At 66.4% G+C, this 19357-nt stretch carries 15 protein-coding genes; 12 read left to right on the forward strand and 3 right to left on the reverse strand.

Features of this window, described 5'->3' with window-relative positions; translation table 11 throughout:
* The first annotated feature begins 195 nt into the window (after nt 1-195).
* From DB708_RS26245 to DB708_RS26270, 6 genes are all read left to right on the forward strand, one after another.
* Nucleotides 196-675: a GreA/GreB family elongation factor gene (locus DB708_RS26245; RefSeq protein ID WP_108926382.1), complete on the forward strand. Its 480-nt coding sequence runs from the start codon at nt 196-198 to the stop codon at nt 673-675.
* Between the two features lie 96 nt (nt 676-771).
* Nucleotides 772-1137, forward strand: a complete 366-nt coding sequence (locus DB708_RS26250) for a GtrA family protein (RefSeq protein ID WP_108926515.1) — start codon at nt 772-774, stop codon at nt 1135-1137.
* Nucleotides 1138-1169: 32 nt separating this feature from the next.
* Complete coding sequence (locus DB708_RS26255; protein ID WP_165839935.1) at nt 1170-2561, forward strand: FAD-binding oxidoreductase; 1392 nt, start codon at nt 1170-1172, stop codon at nt 2559-2561.
* Nucleotides 2562-3326, forward strand: a complete 765-nt coding sequence (locus tag DB708_RS26260) for a decaprenylphospho-beta-D-erythro-pentofuranosid-2-ulose 2-reductase (protein ID WP_108926383.1) — start codon at nt 2562-2564, stop codon at nt 3324-3326.
* A gap of 2 nt (nt 3327-3328) precedes the next feature.
* Entirely contained in the window at nt 3329-5299 is a 1971-nt protein-coding gene (locus tag DB708_RS26265) for a galactan 5-O-arabinofuranosyltransferase (protein ID WP_108926384.1), read from the forward strand.
* On the forward strand, nt 5299-8574 hold the full coding sequence (locus tag DB708_RS26270) for an arabinosyltransferase domain-containing protein (RefSeq protein ID WP_108926385.1): 3276 nt from the start codon (nt 5299-5301) through the stop codon (nt 8572-8574). The genes DB708_RS26265 and DB708_RS26270 overlap by 1 nt, the downstream gene beginning before the upstream one ends.
* A 3-nt stretch (nt 8575-8577) precedes the next feature.
* Here the strand turns inward: DB708_RS26270 and DB708_RS26275 are convergent, their stop codons facing one another.
* Nucleotides 8578-8928, reverse strand: a complete 351-nt coding sequence (locus tag DB708_RS26275; RefSeq protein WP_133251068.1) for a hypothetical protein — start codon at nt 8926-8928, stop codon at nt 8578-8580.
* A 43-nt stretch (nt 8929-8971) separates the two neighbouring features.
* A complete protein-coding gene (locus tag DB708_RS27125) occupies nt 8972-9211 on the reverse strand; it encodes a hypothetical protein (RefSeq protein ID WP_133251069.1) in 240 nt (79 codons plus the stop codon).
* 185 nt (nt 9212-9396) lie between these two features.
* On the opposite strand from DB708_RS27125, the gene DB708_RS26285 reads away from it, so the two are divergent.
* Genes DB708_RS26285 through DB708_RS26295 form a run of 3 tightly spaced genes read left to right on the forward strand, consistent with a single transcriptional unit; the run spans nt 9397 to nt 10834 of the window.
* Complete coding sequence (locus DB708_RS26285; protein WP_409347637.1) at nt 9397-9723, forward strand: ArsR/SmtB family transcription factor; 327 nt, start codon at nt 9397-9399, stop codon at nt 9721-9723.
* Entirely contained in the window at nt 9720-10208 is a 489-nt protein-coding gene (locus DB708_RS26290; protein WP_108926389.1) for an SRPBCC family protein, read from the forward strand. Before DB708_RS26285 ends, DB708_RS26290 begins: the two co-directional genes overlap by 4 nt.
* A 17-nt stretch (nt 10209-10225) precedes the next feature.
* Nucleotides 10226-10834 carry a maleylpyruvate isomerase family mycothiol-dependent enzyme gene (locus DB708_RS26295; RefSeq protein WP_201263627.1) on the forward strand — a complete coding sequence of 203 codons (609 nt, stop codon included), beginning with the start codon at nt 10226-10228 and terminating at the stop codon, nt 10832-10834.
* 3 nt (nt 10835-10837) lie between these two features.
* Here the strand turns inward: DB708_RS26295 and DB708_RS26300 are convergent, their stop codons facing one another.
* Nucleotides 10838-11971, reverse strand: coding sequence for a BTAD domain-containing putative transcriptional regulator (locus DB708_RS26300; protein WP_108926391.1), 1134 nt, complete (start codon nt 11969-11971; stop codon nt 10838-10840).
* A 139-nt stretch (nt 11972-12110) separates the two neighbouring features.
* Here DB708_RS26300 and DB708_RS26305 point away from each other — a divergent pair, with 139 nt between their 5' ends.
* The 3 genes from DB708_RS26305 (at nt 12111) to DB708_RS26315 (ending at nt 19354) form a co-directional block, all read left to right on the forward strand.
* Nucleotides 12111-15434: an arabinosyltransferase domain-containing protein gene (locus DB708_RS26305; RefSeq protein WP_108926392.1), complete on the forward strand. Its 3324-nt coding sequence runs from the start codon at nt 12111-12113 to the stop codon at nt 15432-15434.
* A gap of 5 nt (nt 15435-15439) precedes the next feature.
* The gene (locus DB708_RS26310) at nt 15440-18664 is read left to right on the forward strand and encodes an arabinosyltransferase domain-containing protein (RefSeq protein WP_235616967.1); all 3225 of its coding nucleotides are present in this window, start codon (nt 15440-15442) and stop codon (nt 18662-18664) included.
* A 183-nt stretch (nt 18665-18847) separates the two neighbouring features.
* Complete coding sequence (locus DB708_RS26315) at nt 18848-19354, forward strand: hypothetical protein (protein ID WP_108926394.1); 507 nt, start codon at nt 18848-18850, stop codon at nt 19352-19354.
* Nucleotides 19355-19357 lie beyond the last annotated feature (3 nt).

The raw sequence follows: 19357 nt of genomic DNA on the forward strand, positions 1-19357 counted from the left end.
TGGCGGCGAGCGATACACCAGTCGCCACGGACAAACGGGGATGAAATCGGCGAACGATGAAATACATTAAAGAACCGACTGCAAGAGCTTATCGGATACCGGTGGCGGCCGCGCCTAATTGGTGTAAAATCTAGTGCCACGAATCTGATGTAGGGCGAATAGGCAATTGGCACACACCGTGAAAGGTCGACGGACGTGACTAAAAAAGTCCAATCAGTGGCGGACGCGGCGCGCGAAAGCCTCGCCGCGGAGCTGGACCGGCTGCGGCAACGGCGCGCGCTCCTCGAGGCCGAGGTCAAAGACGACCGCGGCATGACCGGTGATCATGGCGACGCGGCGGAGGCGATCCAGCGAGCCGAGGAGCTGGTTGGCCTCGGCGACCGGATCAATGAACTGGACCGCCGGCTGCGGACCGGGCCGTCGCGATCCGACAAGGACGCGACGCTGCCCGGTGGCACCGAGGTGACCTTGAAATTCGCCGACGGCGAAGTCGTCAAGATGCACGTGATCTCCATCGTCGAGGAGACCCCGGTCGGTCGCGAGGCCGAGACACTGACCTCCCACAGCCCGTTGGCGCTGGCCCTGGTGGGACACAAAGCGGGCGACACGGTCACCTACTCGACACCGCAGGGCGAAAGCCAGGTTGAGCTGATCTCGGTGAAGCTGCCAAAGTAGCCGACGCTGGGGCGCGCACGCCCTAGATAAACTCCCCGAATGCTTCCCCCAGAGTCCGATACCGCGCCGGCGGGCCTGAGTCTGTCCACGCAGATCATGCGCTTCGTCGTGACCGGCGGGCTGGCGGCCGTGGTCGACTTCAGCATCTACGCGGCGCTGTACAAGGGGGCGGGCCTGCAGGTCGACGTGTCCAAGGCCCTGAGCTTCATCGTCGGCACCGTTACCGCCTACCTGATCAACCGCCGATGGACATTCCAGGCCTCACCGAGCACCGCGCGGTTTGTCGCGGTCATGGTTCTGTATGCCGTCACCTTCGCGGTGCAGGTCGGTCTCAACCACCTGTGCCTGGTGTTGTTGCACTACACGGGGTGGGCGATGCCCGTCGCGTTCGTGATCGCACAGGGCACCGCCACGGTGATCAACTTCATCGTGCAGCGAGTCGTAATCTTCCGCATCCACTGACCCGTCTCGCGCAAGCGGTACCCTCTTTGACGATGTTGAGCGCCGACTTTCCAACCACCCCCACCCGGCTGACGGGCTTTGGGCGCACCGCGCCGTCGGTGGCCCAAGTGCTCTCGACACCCGATCCTGAGGTGATTGCCAAGGCAGTTGCCCGGGTGGCCGATTCCGGCGGCCGGGGCGTGATCGCGCGCGGGCTGGGCCGGTCCTACGGGGACAACGCGCAAAACGGCGGCGGCCTGGTGATCGACATGACGGTGCTCAACCGCATTCACTCGATCAGCGCCGACACCCAGTTGGTCGACGTCGATGCCGGCGTCAGCCTGGACCACCTGATGAAAGCGGCGCTGCCGTTCGGGTTGTGGGTTCCCGTGTTACCGGGAACCCGCCAAGTGACCATCGGCGGTGCGATCGCGTCCGACATCCACGGCAAGAACCATCACAGCGCGGGCAGCTTTGGCAGCCATGTGCGGTCGATGGACCTGTTGATGGCCGACGGCTCGGTGCGCGCCATCACCCCCGACGGCCCGACGAGTGAAGACGCCGAGCTGTTCTGGGCGACCGTCGGCGGCAACGGACTGACCGGAATCGTTTTGCGCGCCACCATCGCGATGACGCCGACCGAGACCGCTTACTTCATCGCCGACGGCGTGGCCACCAAGGACCTCGACGAGACGGTCGCCGCACACATCGACGGCAGCGAAAATAGGTACACCTACTCCAGCGCCTGGTTCGACTTGATCAACCCACCACCGAAACTCGGCCGAGCCGCCATCAGCCGGGGCAGCCTGGCGAAGCTGGACCAGCTGCCAGCAAAGCTCGCCAAGAACCCGCTGAAATTCGATGCGCCACAACTGTTGACAGTGCCCGACCTATTTCCGGTCAGCGCCATGAACAAGTTGTCGTTCATGGCGATCGGCGAGGTGTACTACCGGCTGGGCGGAACCTACGTCGGCAAGATCCAGAATCTGTCGAAGTTCTACCACATGCTCGACCTCGTCAGCGGCTGGAATAATGCTTACGGGCCAACAGGTTTCGCGCAGCATCAGTTCCTGGTTCCACCGGACGCGATGGACGAATTCAAAGCCATCATCGGATGGATCCAGACCCAGGGCCACTATTCGGCGCTGAACGTGTTCAAGCTGTTCGGCCCGGGCAACCGCGCGCCGCTGAGTTTCCCGATGGCTGGCTGGAACGTCGCGATGGACTTCCCCAACAAGCCCGGTATCAACGAATTCCTCAACGAACTCGACCGCCGGGTGCTCGAATTCGGCGGGCGGGTCTACACGGCCAAGGATTCACGCACCACCGCCGAAACCTTTCACGCCATGTATCCGCGCATCGACGAGTGGATCGCCGTGCGCCGCAAGGCCGACCCGACGCGGGTCTTCGCCTCCGACATGGCCCGACGTTTGGAGCTGCTCTAAATGGTGCTCGATGCCGTAGGAAACCCGCAGACCATCCTGCTGCTGGGCGGTACCTCCGAGATCGGGCTGGCGATCTGTGAGCGCTATCTACAGAACGCGCACGCGCGAATCCTGTTGGCCGCCATGCCCGGTGACCCCGGTCGTGACAACGCCGTCGCGCAGATGAAGGCTGCCGGTGCGCGCTCGGTCGAGCTGATCGACTTCGAAGCCACCGCCCCCGAAAGTCACCCCAAGATGATCGATGCGGCCTTCGCGGGCGGCGACGTCGACGTGGCCATCGTGGCCTTCGGCATCCTCGGGGATGCCGAAGAGCTTTGGCAGAACCAGCACAAGGCCGTGCTGGCAGCCGAGATCAATTACACGGCCGCTGTCTCCGTGGGCGTGCTACTGGGCGAGAAAATGCGTGCCCAGGGCTTTGGCCAGATCATCGCGATGAGCTCGGCGGCCGGAGAGCGAGTGCGGCGGTCCAACTTCGTCTACGGCTCCACTAAGGCCGGTCTGGATGGCTTCTACCTCGGACTGACAGAGGCGTTGCGCGAGTACGGAGTTCGCGTTCTGGTGATTCGCCCCGGCCAGGTTCGCACCAGGATGAGCGCGCATGTCAAAGAAGCGCCACTTACCGTCGACAAGGAGTACGTCGCCAACCTCGCGGTGACCGCGTCCGCAAAAGGTAAGGAATTGGTTTGGGCGCCAGGAGCATTCAGGTACGTGATGATGGTGTTGCGACACATCCCGCGGCCCATCTTCCGCAAGCTGCCCATCTGATCATGCGTAACGCACTGGCCACCCTCGGCCAGATGTTCGCCGCGGTGACGGTGGCCGTCGTCGTCTCGGTGATCTCGCTGATCGCCATCGCGCGGGTCCAGTGGCCCGCGTTTCCGTCGTCGAATCAACTGCACGCGCTGACCACCGTCGGTCAGGTCGGTTGCCTGATCGGGTTGGTGGGCGTCGGCTGGCTGTGGCGGCGGTCCGGCCGGTGGCGGTTGGTCGCCCAGCTGGGCGGGCTGGTGTTCGTGTCGGCGTTGTCCATCGTGACGCTGGGCATGCCGCTGGGGGCCACCAAGCTGTATCTGTTCGGCATCTCGGTCGACCAGCAATTCCGCACCGAGTACCTGACGCGCCTGACCGACAGCCCGGCATTGCACGACATGACCTACCTGGGGCTGCCGTCCTTCTACCCCCCGGGCTGGTTCTGGATCGGCGGGCGCGCCGCCGCATTGACCGGGATGCCGGCGTGGGAGATGTACAAGCCGTGGGCGATCACCTCGATCACAATCGCGATCGCGGTCGCGCTGGTGCTGTGGTGGCGGATGGTCCGGTTCGAGCACGCGCTGATCGTCACGACCGCGACCGCCGCGGTGGCGCTGGCTTACAGCTCGCCGGAGCCCTACGCGGCGATGATCACCGTGCTGCTGCCGCCGGTGCTGGTGCTGACGTGGTCGGGGCTGCGCGCCGGCCAACGTGACGCCACAGTCACGTTGGAGGCCGAGCGTGACGGCAGCGCCACGCTCGAGCCACGGGCCCAAGGCTGGGCCGCGGTGATCGGCGCCGGGTTGTTTCTGGGCTTTACGGCCACCTGGTACACGCTGCTGTTCGGCTTCACCGCGTTCACGATGGCGCTGATGGCACTGGTGCTGGTGGCGTCCCGCTGGCGGCGATCCGGGTTCAGCGCCGCGGCCGACCCGATGCGCCGGGTCGCCGTCATCGCCGTCATCGCCGCCGCCATCGCTGCCACCACCTGGCTGCCGTTTTTGGTGCGCACGCTGCACGACCCGGTCAGCGATAGCGGCAGCGCGTTCCACTACCTGCCGGCCGACGGGGCCGAGCTGACCTTCCCGATGCTGCAGTTCTCGCTGCTGGGAGTGATCTGCATGATCGGCACGCTGTGGCTGGTGGTGCGAACCCGTCCCTCGCAAGCGGGAGGTGCCCCCACGTCGGTCCGCGCCGGCGCCCTGACCGTCGGCGTGCTGGCCATCTACCTGTGGTCGCTGCTGTCGATGCTGACCACGCTGGCGCGCACCACGCTGCTGTCGTTCCGGCTGCAGCCGACCTTGAGCGTGCTGCTGGTCGCAGCCGGAGTGTTCGGCTGTATCGAGGCGACGCATGCGCTACGCAGGCGAAGCCGCGCGATCGTTGCAGTGGCCGGCGCGATCGGGTTGACCGCCGCTATCGCGTTCAGCCAAGACATTCCCGACGTGCTGCGGCCGGATCTGACCATCGCCTACACCGACACCGACGGCCACGGCCAGCGCGGCGACCAGCGACCCGCGGGCTCGGAGAAGTTCTACTCCGCGATCGACGCCGCGATCGTGGGCGTCACCGGGCGGCCGCGGGATCAAACGGTGGTGTTGACCGCCGACTACAGCTTCCTGTCCTACTACCCGTACTGGGGCTTCCAGGGGTTGACGTCGCACTACGCCAACCCGCTGGCGCAGTTCGACTTGCGGGCCGCGCAGATCAAGAAGTGGTCCGAACTCAAGAGCCCCGACGAGTTCATCCACGCGCTGGACACGTCCCCCTGGGCGGCGCCGACGGTGTTCCTGATGCGCCGGGGCGCGAACAACAACTACTCGCTGCGGTTGGCCGAGGACGTTTATCCCAACCAGCCCAACGTTCGTCGCTATGCCGTCGAGCTACGTGCCGCGCTGTTCGACGACCCACGGTTTGCCGTGCAAAGCGTCGGCCCGTTTGTGCTGGCAATCCGCCGGCCCGCGGCCCAACCGGCGGCCGGTCGCTGATGGCTACCGAGACCTCGCGCGACTTGGCCGAAGAACTACCATCTACGTCCGTGAAGGGCACGGGAGCAAGTCACCGGATCGCTCGCATCGTGGCCGTCGTCGCCGGCCTGCTCGGAGCCTTGCTGGCGATCGCCACCCCCCTGCTCCCGGTCAACCAAACCACCGCCCAGCTCAACTGGCCGCAGAACGGCAACTTCGAAAGCATCGAGGCGCCGCTGATCGGATATGTGGCCACCGACCTGAACGTCGCGGTGCCGTGCCAGGCAGCCGCGGGATTGGCCGGACCGCAGAACACCGGTAAGACGATTTTGTTGTCGACGGTGCCAAAGCAGGCCCCGAAAGCCATCGACCGCGGGCTGCTGATCCAGCGCTCCAACGACGAACTGGTACTCGTGGTGCGCAACGTCCCGGTGGTCACCGCGCCACTGAGCCAGGTCCTCAGCCCGGCGTGCCAGCGACTGACTTTCACCGCCCACGCCGATCGCATTACCGCCGAATTCGTCGGGCTGACACAGGGACCCAACGCCGAGCACCCCGGCTCGCCGCTGCGCGGTGAGAAGAGCGGTTACGACTTCCGGCCGCAGATCGTCGGCGTCTTCACCGACCTGTCCGGGCCCGTGCCGCCGGGCCTGAGTTTCTCGGCGACCATCGACACCCGCTACAGCAGCAGCCCCACGCCGCTGAAGATGGCCGCGATGATCCTCGGTGTGGTGCTGACCGCCGTGGCACTGATCGCGCTGCATGTCCTTGACACCGCCGACGGCACCCGGCACCGCCGCTTCCTGCCGTCGCGATGGTGGTCGATCGGCGGTCTCGACGCCCTCGTCATCGGCGTGCTGGTGTGGTGGCAGTTCGTCGGGGCCAACACCTCCGACGACGGCTACATCCTGACCATGGCCCGGGTGTCTGAGCACGCCGGCTACATGGCCAACTACTACCGCTGGCTGGGCACCCCGGAGGCGCCGTTCGGCTGGTACTACGACCTGCTGGCCCTGTGGGCGCACATCAGCACCAACAGCGTCTGGATGCGGCTACCTACCCTGGCGATGGCATTGACCTGCTGGTGGGCGATCAGCCGCGAGGTAATCCCCCGGCTGGGCCATGCCGTGAAGACCAACCGCGCGGCGGCGTGGACGGCGGCGGGACTGTTTCTGGCGACCTGGTTGCCGCTCGACAACGGGCTACGCCCCGAGCCGATCATTGCCCTGGGCATCCTGCTCACGTGGTGCTCGGTGGAGCGCGCGGTGGCCACCAATCGGCTGCTGCCGGTGGCGATCGCCTGCATCATCGGCGCGCTGACCCTGTTCTCCGGGCCGACTGGCATCGCGTCGATCGGCGCCCTGCTGGTCGCGGTCGGGCCGCTGCGCACGATCGTGCACCGGCGATCCAGACAGTTCGGCGTGCTGCCGCTGCTGGCGCCCATTGTGGCCGCGGTGACCGTCACCGTGATCCTGATCTTCCGCGATCAGACGCTGGCCGGCGAGATGCAGGCGACCGCGCTCAAGCGGGCGCTTGGTCCCAGCCTGAGCTGGTTCGACGAGCACATCCGCTACGAGCGGTTGTTCATGGCCAGCCCCGATGGATCCGTCGCCCGGCGCTTCGCGGTGCTGGCGGTGCTGCTCGCGCTGGGCATCACCGTGGCAATGTCGTTGCGCAAGGGCCGAATTCCGGGTACCGCCGCCGGACCGAGCCGTCGCATCGTCGGCATCACGATCATCTCGTTCCTCGCAATGATGTTCACGCCGACGAAATGGACACACCACTTCGGGGTGTTCGCCGGTTTAGCGGGCTCGCTCGGTGCGCTGGCCGCGATAGCGGTAACGAGTGTGGCGATGCGCTCACGCCGCAACCGCACCGTGTTCGCCGCGACGGTGCTGTTCCTGGTGGCCTTGTCGTTCGCCAGCGTCAACGGCTGGTGGTATGTCTCCAATTTCGGTGTGCCATGGTCGAATTCATTCCCGGCATGGCACTATGCGTTTGCCACCGCGCTGCTCGGATTGACCGTACTGGTGCTACTGCTGTCGGCGTGGTTCCACTTCATGTCCCCGGGCGGGCCCTTCAGTGGTCCCCTGAAAACCCGCACCGGGACACGAATGGCCGGAATCATTCAGTCCCCGTTGGCAATTGCGGCGTGGGCCTTGGTGACGTTCGAAGTCGTCTCGCTGACGCTGGCGATGATCGGGCAGTACCCCGCCTGGTCGGTGGGCCGGTCCAACCTGGAGGCACTGACCGGCAAGTCCTGCGGGCTGGCCGAGGATGTCATGGTGGAGCAGGATCCCAATGCCGGCATGCTGTGGCCGGTGTCCGGTTCGGTGGGCGACGCGCTCGGTGCCGGGCTGTCGGAAGCCTTCACGCCCAACGGCATTCCCTCCGACGTCTCGGCCGACCCGGTAATGGAGCGTCCGGGCGATCGCAGCTTCATCAACGAAGACGGAAAGACAACCACCAGCGAGGCCGGCACCGAGGGCGGCACCAGCGCCGCACCGGGCGTCAACGGCTCGCGAGCCCAGCTGCCTTACAACCTCGATCCGGCGCACACTCCGGTGCTGGGCAGCTGGCGATCCGGCATCCAGGTCCCCGCGATGCTGCGCTCGGGCTGGTATCGATTGCCGCCGCGCGACAAGGCGAAACCGTTGCTGGTGGTGTCGGCAGCCGGCCGGTTCGACCCCCGCGAGGTGCAGGTGCAGTGGGCCACCGATGACGAGGCGGCCGCCGGAAAGCCGGGCGGGTCGTTCCAGTTCTTCGACGTCGGCGCGTCCCCGGCCTGGCGCAATCTGCGGCTGCCGTTGTCCTGGATTCCCGACACCGCCACCCAGATCCGCTTGGTCGCCAATGATGAAGACCTGGCACCGCAGCACTGGATCGCGGTCACGGCCCCGCGGATTCCAGAGCTGCACACGCTGCAGCAAGTGGTGGGTTCGGCGGACCCGGTGTTCCTGGACTGGCTGGTGGGTCTGGCGTTCCCGTGCCAGCGACCGTTCGGCCACGAAAACGGTGTCGACGAGACACCCAAGTGGCGCATCCTGCCGGACCGGTTCGGCGCCGAGGCCAACTCGCCGGTGATGGACAACAACGGCGGTGGGCCACTGGGTGTCACCGAGCTGCTGGTGAAAGCGACCACAATCTCGACCTATCTCAAGGACGATTGGTCGCGCGATTGGGGCTCGCTGCAACGGCTTACGCCTTACTACCCCAACGCCCAACCCGCCCGTCTCCAGTTGGGCACGGCCACGCGCAGCGGCCTGTGGGACCCGGCACCGCTGCGCCGCGGCTAGCTATTACAGTCCCGGCAGGCAGTTGATGAATGGGATGCACGGCGGCGACGGCGGCCGCGGCGGTGGAAAGCCTTCGATGATGGTGGAGTTCGTCACCGGGCTGTTCTGGTCGAAATACCAAGGGTGACAGGTATTCCTGTCCCAATCCGGCATGTTCTTCATGATCGGCGAACCCGGGCACCACTGGTAGGTGCAGCTGTTCGTCGGCGTGGGTACCGTGCCGCCGTCCTGGCAGACCATCGGTGCGGGCTGCGCGTGGCCGATTCCCGCGGCCAAACCCAGTCCGACGACGGCGAAGCCGCCGGACAGCACCGCACTAGCGAGGATTCGCTTCATACTGTGAGTGTTGTTCATGGCGCCACTGCACACGGCCGAAATTGCTACCGATCCCAAAGACTCACCGCTTCCCGGGCAGCGGCCCTTCGGCATATTGCTGGTCGGTAAGCCGGTGATACTGGTGGCAGACGTTCATGTCCCAGGTCAACGGCGGGTTCGAAGCAGGCATGTTCTGCCCGGGGCACCAGTAGGTCGGCCCATCGTCTAAGGCGAACGCACCCAAGCCCCAACCAGCCGCGGCGATGCCCCCCGAAACCAGCATCCCGGCGATGATCCGCATCCAGTTCCCAGAGGTGTTCATGGTCGGTTCCTTTGCGCTTTCGTCGCTGTCGGCCCGCGACGTTTGCTCGGTTTGGGATGCCGACAGTGGTAGTTTCACGCACACCACTTGCTGGGACTTTGCGAGATTCTTGCGAAATTCATGCGTCCAATTCTCAGTCGGAGAGGCATTGTTGCCCGTCATTGGTAAGCGTAGGCTTACGGTTCGTGATGGCTTACCAATCCGAAGGTGACGCGTGGCTGGCGCTGGCGGACCGGACGCGGCGGGCCATCATGGAGCGGCTTGCGCATGGTCCGATGGCCGTCGGTGAACTGGCCCGGGATCTACCCGTCAGCAGGCCGGCCGTTTCACAGCACCTCAAGGTGCTCAAGTGCGCGGGGCTGGTGCGCGACCACGCGGCCGGGACCCGGCGGGTCTATCAACTCGACCCGGCCGGCCTCAAGGCGTTACGCGCCGAGCTGGACCGGTTCTGGACGCGGGCCCTGGGCAACTACGCAGCCAAGTTCAACGAGATCGAAGGAGACGCGTCATGACGCAGCCGGGAATCCCGGAGATTCAGCATCAGGTGATCGTCAACGCCACGATCGCGCGCGCGTTCGCCGTCTTCACCGAGCAGTTCGGCGACTTCAAGCCGCGCGAACACAACCTGCTGGCGGTCCCGATCGCCGAGACCGTGTTCGAAACGCATGCGGGAGGCCACATTTACGACCGCGGCACCGACGGCAGCGAGTGCCGATGGGCGCGGGTGCTGGTTTACGACCCCCCACACCGATTGGTGTTCAGCTGGGACATCAGCCCGGCCTGGCAAGTAGAACCCGACCCCTCGCGGACCAGCGAGGTCGAGGTGCGCTTCACCGTGGAGTCCGAAGAGCGCACGCGCGTCGAGCTCGAACACCGCCACCTGGAGCGGCACGGCCCAGGTTGGCGCTCAGTTGCCGACGGAGTCGACGGCGACGCCGGATGGCCGCTGTATCTGCACCACTACGTCGGCCTCGTCACCGCCGGAGCAGGGCAGTGATTGCGGAGGAGTCCACGATGAGCATGGCCCGCGCCGAGCGGGCCGACCTCGCGGATTTTCTGTCTACCGTTGCGCCACAGGACTGGCAGACGCCCAGCCTCTGTTCTGAGTGGACCGTCAAAGATGTTGTCGCACATGTGATCAGCTACGAAGAGCTCGGCACGCTGGGCCTACTTAAGCGTTTCGCCAAGGGCTGGGTGGTACGAGCGAACCGGGTGGGCGTCGACGAGTTCGCGACGCTGAGCCCACAACAGCTGCTGGCATTTCTGCGCAACCACCTCCAGCCACGCGGATTGACAGCGGGTTTCGGCGGCATGATCGCCCTTGTCGACGGAACGATCCATCACCAGGACATCCGCCGCTCGCTGGGTCGGCCGCGCAGCATTCCCGTCGAGCGGCTCGAGCGGGTGCTGGGCGCGGTGCCCGGCAACCCACGGCTGGGCGCCGGCCGCCGGATCCGGGGACTGCAACTGCGCGCCACCGATGTCGACTGGGTACACGGTCGCGGGCCCGAGGTGACGGGTCCGGGCGAAGCTCTGCTGATGGCGATGACCGGCCACCGCGCAGCGCTGACAGAACTCAGCGGCCCCGGTCGCGATACCCTGACCACACGAATTCCCGAATAGCATTCAGCCCGAACGTATTTCGACGGTGAACTCGCGGCCGCCAATTCGGATGTGATCACCGTCGGCGAGACTGGCACTGCCGCGAATGCGATTGCCCTGTACCTCGACACCGTTGGTGGAGCGTAGATCGGTGATCACGAACCCGGTGCCGCCGTCGGTGATCGCGGCGTGGTAGCGGCTGACGTCGTTGTCGTCGAGCACGATGTCGTTGTCGGGGAAACGCCCGATCCGGGTGGTGGCGTCGTTGAGCCGGTACTGCCGACCGGCTTTGTCGCGCAACAACACAACGGCGGACGCGCGGATCGCAACGGCCGCATCGTCGGGCGCGTCGACGCTGACTTTCAGCGTGGTCACGGCTGCCCGGGTGGTAGCCGGTGGTTCCTGACGCAGGATCCGCTCATGTAACTCGGTGACCGTGGGCCCCGGATCGATGCCGAGCCCGTCGGCCAGGGCGGTCTTGAGTCGCCGATACGCACCGAGAGCGTCGGACTGGCGCTCGGTCACGTAGTAGGCGGTCATCAGCTGCGCCCAAAGTCGTTCCCGGTAAGGATGTTCGGCGGTAAGCGCCTCGAGTTCACCGATGACGGCTTCCGCGCGCCCGCAGGCGATCTCCGCCTCGGCGCGCGCAGTGTGGACCGCGGCCTTGTCTTCGGTCAACGCGGTGGCGAACGCATCGACAAAGGCGAAGTCGCGCAGATCGTCGAGGACCGGCCCGCGCCATTCGCGCAACGCGGCGGACAGGTGGCTGCTGGCCTCCTCGAAGCGTCCCACCGCGGCAGCCTGCGCGCCCGCGGCCTTCTCGGCGCCGAAACGGCCGATGTCGCAGTCGGCGTCTGCGGCGCTGAGTTGATAGCCGGGCGGGACGCTGGCCAGCACCTGGTTGGATTCGGCCGCCGCGGTGCGCAGCAACCGCCGCAAGTTGGACACGTGGGACTGGATGCTGATCCGCGCGGCGGGCACCGGATCCTCGTCCCAGACCGCGCTGATCAACGAGTCGACGGATACCGGCCGGTTGCGGTTGATCAGCAGCATCGCGAACACGGCTCGCTGCTTCGGGGCGCCCAAGGACATCCTGGTGCCGTTGGCTGTCAGCAGCAACGGCCCCAGCACGCCGAACCCGAGACCTGAGTCCGTCATCGCATTGAATGGTTTCAGACCTGACCGCAGAAATGTATGAAACTTCGAAGGTGTCCGGCAGGTCTGCGCGCGCTCACCCGCCCGTTGCGCGGCCCCGCGTGCTCACCCGACAAAGCACCGTCGCTTACCATCGGACCCCGTGCCCCAAGACGGTAATGAGCGATCGCAGCGGATCCTCCGCTTGGTCGCCGTCGTCGCCGGGCTTGCGGGCCTGCTGTTGTGCCTCACCGTTCCGTTGCTCCCGGTCAAGCAGACCACCGCGACCATCGCCTGGCCGCAGGGCACGGTGAACGGGCACGTCACCCAGATCACCGCGCCCCTGGTGTCCGGGGCACCGCGCGCGCTCGACATCTCCGTCCCCTGCCCCGCGATAGCCACCCTGCCGCCCCGCGGCGGATTGGTGGTCTCGACCCTGCCGATCGGCGGCGTGGACTCGGGCAAGAACGGGTTGTTCGTTCGTGCCGACAAGGATGTGGTCGTCGTCGCCTTCCGGGACACGGTCGCCGCGGTGGCCAAGCGCTCGGCCATCGCCGCCGGCGCCTGCAGCGTGCTGCACGTCTGGGCCGACGCGGGCGCCGCGGGTGCCGATTTCGTCGGCCTGCCGGGCGCCGCCGGGGTGCTGCCCGCCGAGAAGAAGCCCCAGGTCGGGGGCATCTTCACCGATCTGAAAGTGGCCGCGGACCCGGGGTTGTCGGCCCGGGTCGACATCGACACCCGGTTCATCACGACGCCGACAGCGCTCAAGAAGCTGGTGATGGCGGCGGGTGCGCTGGCGGTGCTGATCGCCATCCTCGCGCTGGCCGTGCTGGATCGCCACAGCCGCGGCGGGACGCTGGTCAACTGGCGATCCCCGATCGCCTGGCTGTCGCGCTACCGTCCGTGCGAGCAGCGGGCCACGTGGTGGCGGATCGGCTGGGCCAACTGGCTGACCGATGCGGGTGTGATCGCGACGCTGCTGGTCTGGCATGTCATCGGCGCCACCTCGTCCGACGACGGCTACAACCTGACCATCGCGCGGGTAGCGCCGAAAGCCGGGTATGTGGCGAACTACTACCGCTACTTCGGGACCACCGATGCGCCGTTCGACTGGTATCTCTCGGCGCTCGCCAAGCTGGCCTCGGTCAGCACCGCGGGCGTGTGGATGCGGCTACCGGCCACGCTGGCCGGGATCGCCTGCTGGCTGATCATCAGCCGCTGGGTGCTACGCCGGCTCGGACCCGGCAAGGGCGGCCTGGGATCCAACACGGTGGCGGTGCTGACCGGTGGCGTGGTTTTCCTGGCGGCGTGGCTGCCGTTCAACAACGGCCTGCGCCCCGAGCCGCTGATCGCCCTCGGCGTGATCGTCACCTGGATGCTCGTCGAGCGCGCGATCGCGTTGCAGCGGCTGGCTCCGGCCGCGGTCGCGATCGCGGTGGCGATGCTGACCGTGACGCTGGCGCCGCAGGGGTTGATTGCCGTCGCCGCCCTGCTGACCGGGGCGCGCGCGATCGCGTCGATCGTCCGGCGCCGCCGGGCCACCGACGGGTCGGTCGCGCCGCTGGCCGTGCTAGCCGCGTCGCTGTCGCTGATCCTGGTGGTGGTGTTCCGCAGCCAGACGCTGGCGACGGTCGCCGAGTCGGCTCGCATCAAATACAAGGTCGGGCCGACGATCGCGTGGTACCAGGATTGGCTGCGCTACTACTTCCTCACGGTTGAGTCGAACCCCGACGGATCGATGGCGCGGCGCTTCGCGGTGCTGGTGCTGTTTCTGTGCCTGTTCGGGATGCTGGTGGTGATGCTGCGCCGCGGCCGGGTGCAGGGGCTGGCCAGCGGTCCGGCCTGGCGGCTGATCGGCACCACCGCGCTCGGCCTGCTGCTGCTGACGTTCACGCCGACGAAGTGGGCCGTGCAGTTCGGGGCGTTCGCCAGCCTGGCCGGCGCGCTCGGCGCGGTCACCGCGTTCGCGTTCGCCCGCATCGGCCTGCACAGTCGCCGCAATCTGACGCTTTACGTGACCGCGCTGCTGTTCGTGCTGGCGTGGGCGACCTCGGGCATCAACGGCTGGTTCTACGTCGGCAACTACGGAGTGCCGTGGTTCGACATCCAGCCCGTCGTCGCGAGCCACCCGGTGACGTCGATGTTTTTGGCGCTGTCGATAGCGACCGGGCTGCTGGGTGCTTGGCAGCACTTCCGGATGGACTACGCCGGACACACCGAGATCAAGGAGAACCGGCGCAACCGCGTGCTGGCGTCCACCCCGCTGCTGGTGGTCGCGACGATCATGGTGCTGGGCGAAGTCGGCTCGCTGGCCAAGGGGGCAGTGTTCCGGTACCCGCTCTACACCACCGGCAAGGCGAACCTCGCGGCTATCACGTCCGAACTGTCGCCCACCAGCTGCGCGATGGCCGACGACGTGCTAACCGAACCTGATCCCAATGTCGGCCTGCTGCAGCCAGTTCCGGGCCAGAAGTTCGGCCCCGGCGGCCCGCTCGGCGGTGCTAACCCGGTCGGGTTCAAACCGGACGGGGTGGGCGATGACTTGAGGTCGTACCCGGTGGTGACCAAACCAGGGGTGGTGAATTCCGACGCGTCGCCCAACAAGCCCAACGCCGCGATGAGTGACTCCGCGGGCACCGCCGGCGGGAAAGGCCCGGTCGGGGTGAACGGGTCGAACGTGGCACTACCGTTCGGCCTCGACCCGGCCCGCACGCCGGTGATGGGCAGCTACGGCGAGAATTCGCTGGCGGCCACCGCCACCTCTTCCTGGTACCAATTGCCTGCGCGCACACCGGACCGCCCGCTGGTAGTGGTCTCCGCGGCGGGAGCCATCTGGTCGTACAAGGAGGACGGCACCTTCACCTACGGGCAGTCGCTGAAACTGCAGTGGGGTGTCGCCCGCCCCGATGGGACCACTGCGCCACTCACCGAGGTGCAGCCCATAGACATCGGGCCGGAGCCGGCCTGGCGCAATCTGCGGTTCCCGCTGAGCTGGGCGCCGCCGGAGGCAAACGTGGCACGCATAGTCGCCTACGACCCGAACCTGAGTGAGGATCAGTGGTTCGCATTCACACCGCCGCGGGTCCCGGTGCTGCAAACCCTGCAGCAGTTGATCGGTTCGCAGAACCCGGTGCTGATGGACATCGCGACTGCCGCGAACTTCCCATGCCAGCGGCCGTTCTCCGAACATCTTGGCGTGGCCGAGCTTCCCGGCTACCGCATCCTGCCCGATCACAAGCAGACGGCGGCGTCGTCGAACGGGTGGCAGGCGGGCGAGGCCGGCGGTCCGTTCCTGTTCGCGCAGACGTTGTTGCGGACCTCGACGGTCTCGACGTACCTGCGCGGCGACTGGTATCGCGATTGGGGATCGGTCGAGCAGTACTTCCCACTGGTGCCGAGTGATCAGGCGCCGAACGCCGCCGTCGAACAGGGTGTGATGACCGTGAACGGCTGGAGCCGGCAAGGACCGATTCGGGCACTACCGTGAGCGTCATCGACCACGAAGAAAAGTCAGCCACCGGCGGGCGCCGTACCCGCGACGACGTCCGGCTCACCCGGTGGGTCGCCACGATCGCCGGGCTTGTCGGCTTTGTGTTGTCTGTCGCGACACCCCTGTTGCCGGTGGTGCAGACAACCGCGATGCTGAACTGGCCTCAGAACGGCCAATTGAATAACGTTACGGCGCCGCTTATTTCACTGAGCCCAGTCGACGTGACGGCCAGCGTGCCATGTGCTGTGGTCCGCGACCTGCCGGCCGACGGCGGTGTGGTGCTGAGCACCGCACCCAAGAAGGGCAAGGACGCCGCCCTCAATGCGTTGTTCGTCGTCGTCAACGGCAAGCGCGTCGACGTCACCGACCGCAACGTCGTGATCGCCAGCGCGTCACGCGAGCAGGCAGAGTCGCCGCAGTGCCAGCGCATCGAGATAACCTCCACGCACGCCGGCACTTTCGCTACCTTCGTCGGTTTGACCGATCCGGCGGGTAAGCCGCAGTCCGGCGGCTTCGCCGATCCCAACCTGCGGCCGCAGATCGTCGGGGTGTTTACCGATCTGACCGGTCCCGCGCCACCCGGGCTCAAGTTCTCGGCGACCATCGACACGCGATTCTCCACCACCCCAACGACACTCAAGCTGCTGGCGATGATCGGCGCCATCCTGTCCACCATCGTCTCGCTGGTCGCGCTGTGGCGGCTGGACCAGCTGGACGGTCGCAGGATGCACCGCCTGATCCCGACTCGCTGGAAAAAGTTCACCTTCGCCGACGCCACGGTGATTTTCGGGTTCGTGCTGTGGCATGTGATCGGGGCGAACTCCTCTGACGACGGTTACATCCTGGGCATGGCCCGGGTCGCCGACCACGCCGGCTACATGTCCAACTACTTCCGTTGGTTCGGCAGCCCGGAGGACCCCTTCGGTTGGTACTACAACCTGCTGGCGGTGATGACCCACGTCAGCGACGACAGTCTGTGGATACGACTGCCCGACCTGATCGCCGGGCTGGTGTGCTGGCTGCTGCTGTCGCGTGAGGTGCTGCCGCGGTTGGGGCCCGCCGTAACGTCGAGTAAGGCAGCGAACTGGGCGGCGGGCATGGTCCTGCTGACCGCGTGGATGCCGTTCGACAACGGTCTGCGCCCCGAACCCATCATCGCGCTGGGTTCGTTGCTCACTTGGGTCCTGATCGAACGCACGATGTGCGCCTCACGGCTGACCCCGGCTGCCCTGGCGGTGGTGACCGCGGCATTCACCTTGGGTGTACAGCCGACGGGGCTGATCGCGGTGGCCGCGCTGGTTGCCGGTGGTCGTCCGATCCTGCGAATACTGGTGCGCCGCCATCGCCTGGTCGGGACCTGGCCGCTGGTGGCCCCGATGCTGGCCGCCGGTTTCGTCATCCTCACCGTGGTGTTTGCCGACCAGACGTTGTCAACGGTGTTGGAAGCCACCAGGATTCGCACCGCGATCGGGCCCAGCCAGGCGTGGTACACCGAGAACCTGCGTTACTACTACCTGATCCTGCCCACCGTCGACGGGTCGCTGTCGCGCCGATTCGGCTTTTTGCTGACCGCGCTGTGCTTGTTCACCGCGGTGTTCATCATGTTGCGGCGCAAGCGCGTTCCGGGAGTGGCTCGCGGGCCGGCATGGCGACTGATGGGTGTCATCTTCGGCACCATGTTCTTCCTGATGTTCACCCCGACCAAGTGGGTGCACCATTTCGGGCTGTTCGCCGCGGTGGGCGCGGCGATGGCCGCGCTGACGACCGTGCTGGTGTCGCCCAAGGTGCTGCGTTGGTCGCGCAACCGGATGGCGTTCCTGGCGGCGCTGTTGTTCGTGTTGGCGCTGTGCTTCGCCACCACCAACGGTTGGTGGTACGTCTCGAGCTATGGCGTGCCGTTCAACAGCTCCATGCCGAAAATCGGCGGAATCACAATCAGCGGAATCTTTTTCGCACTGTTCGTGATTGTCGCCGTATACGCGGCCTGGTTGCACTTCGTGGACACCAGCCATGGCGAGGGCCGGCTGGCGCGCGCTCTGACAGCGGCTCCGATACCGCTCGCGGCCGGTTTCATGGCGCTGGTGTTCGTGGCGTCGATGGTGGCCGGCATCGTGCGCCAGTACCCCACCTACTCGAATGCCTGGGACAACCTGCGCGAATTCAGCGGCGGCTGCGGTCTGGCCGACGACGTGCTCGTCGAGCCCGACAGCAATGCCGGCTTCATGACGCCCTTTCCGGGTGATTACGGTCCGCTGGGCGCGCTGGGCGGTGTCAATCCGACAGGCTTCACCCCCAACGGAGTACCGGAACGCACACTGGCCGAAGCGGTTCGGGAGACCGCGGTGCCGCAGCCCGGAACGGACTACGACTGGTACGGGCCGACCAAACTGAAGGCGCCGGGCATCAACGGATCGACGGTCCCGCTGCCGTACGGCCTGGACCCCGCTCGGGTTCCGATGGCGGGCAGCTACACCAGCGGCGCGCAGCAGCAGAGCAGGCTGGCGTCGGCGTGGTACCAGCTACCGAAGGCCGACGCCGGACATCCCCTGGTGGTGGTGACCGCCGCGGGCGCGATCGCCGGCAACAGCATCCTGCACCACCACACCAACGGGCAGACGGTTGTCCTGGAATACGCCCGGCCCGGCCCCGGCGGCGAACTGGTGCCGGCCGGTCGCCTGGTGCCCTACGACTTGTACGGGGAGCAGCCGAAGGTCTGGCGCAACCTGCGCTTCGCCCGGTCCGAAATGCCGGCGGACAGCGTCGCCGTACGAGTGGTGGCCGACGACCTGTCGCTGACCCCCGAGGACTGGACCGCGGTGACCCCGCCCCGGGTACCGGAGCTGCGCTCGTTGCAGGAATACGTCGGCTCGACGCAGCCGGTGCTGATGGACTGGGCGGTCGGACTCGCGTTCCCGTGCCAGCAGCCGATGCTGCACGCCAACGGTGTCGCCGAGATCCCGAAGTTCCGCATCACCCCGGACTACACGGCGAAGAAGCAGGACACCGACACCTGGCAGGACGGCGTCAACGGCGGCCTGCTGGGCATCACCGACTTACTGCTGCGGGCGCACGTGATGTCGACTTACCTGTCGCACGACTGGGGCCGCGACTGGGGATCGCTGCGCGAGTTCGAGACCATCGCCGACGCCCAGCCCGCACAACTCGACCTGGGCGCCGCGACCCGCACCGGCTGGTGGTCGCCCGGCCAGATCCGGATCAAGCCGTAATAACCGCGGCGAAAACACTTGCATTGCATAAGTTTTGCAATTTAATCGGCCGCAATTTGGCACCGGTAAAATAGCCGCAACAATTGACGCTTGAGTAATTCTTTCTAATTGGTTTAATTCCGGCGAATAAAGGTCAATATCTATTCCGCTGTGAAGCAGCAAACACGGGGGAAAGGGTGGCCGATGCAAACATGGAAGGGCCTAGCCGCATGCGGGGCGGCATTTACCGCAGCGATGGCCCCGGTGGCGACCGCGGGGATCGCTATAGCCGGGGCCGAAGCCGGGACGATTGTCGTGTTGGACAGCAAGCTCAGGCGTTGCGATTTCAGCCTGATAAGCACCGTGCCCATGGTGCCGCGGTCCGCCCTGGGCACCGGTGAAGTGATCATTCATTCCACCGGGGGGAAAGCGAGCGCGGAGGTGCATCTGTCGGATGCACCCGAGCCGGGAACCCACTTCGACGTCGGCCTGATTCAGGAACCTCGGCCCGCGGCGGGCGGCTGTGGCCCGGGAAGTACGGGCACCGCCTATTCCGGCCTTGACACCGACGGGGCCGGCGGCGGAATGACGACGGTGTCGGACACCATTCGGCAGGGCACGACTGGGGTCTGGGTGATTATCTCGCGGCCGAATCCGAATTCCCAGAACCCGGCCGAGTTCTACACCTCGGAGTTCGTCGCACCGGTATAACGT

The sequence above is a fragment of the Mycobacterium montefiorense genome, from assembly GCF_003112775.1.
GTDB classification, from domain to species: domain Bacteria; phylum Actinomycetota; class Actinomycetes; order Mycobacteriales; family Mycobacteriaceae; genus Mycobacterium; species Mycobacterium montefiorense.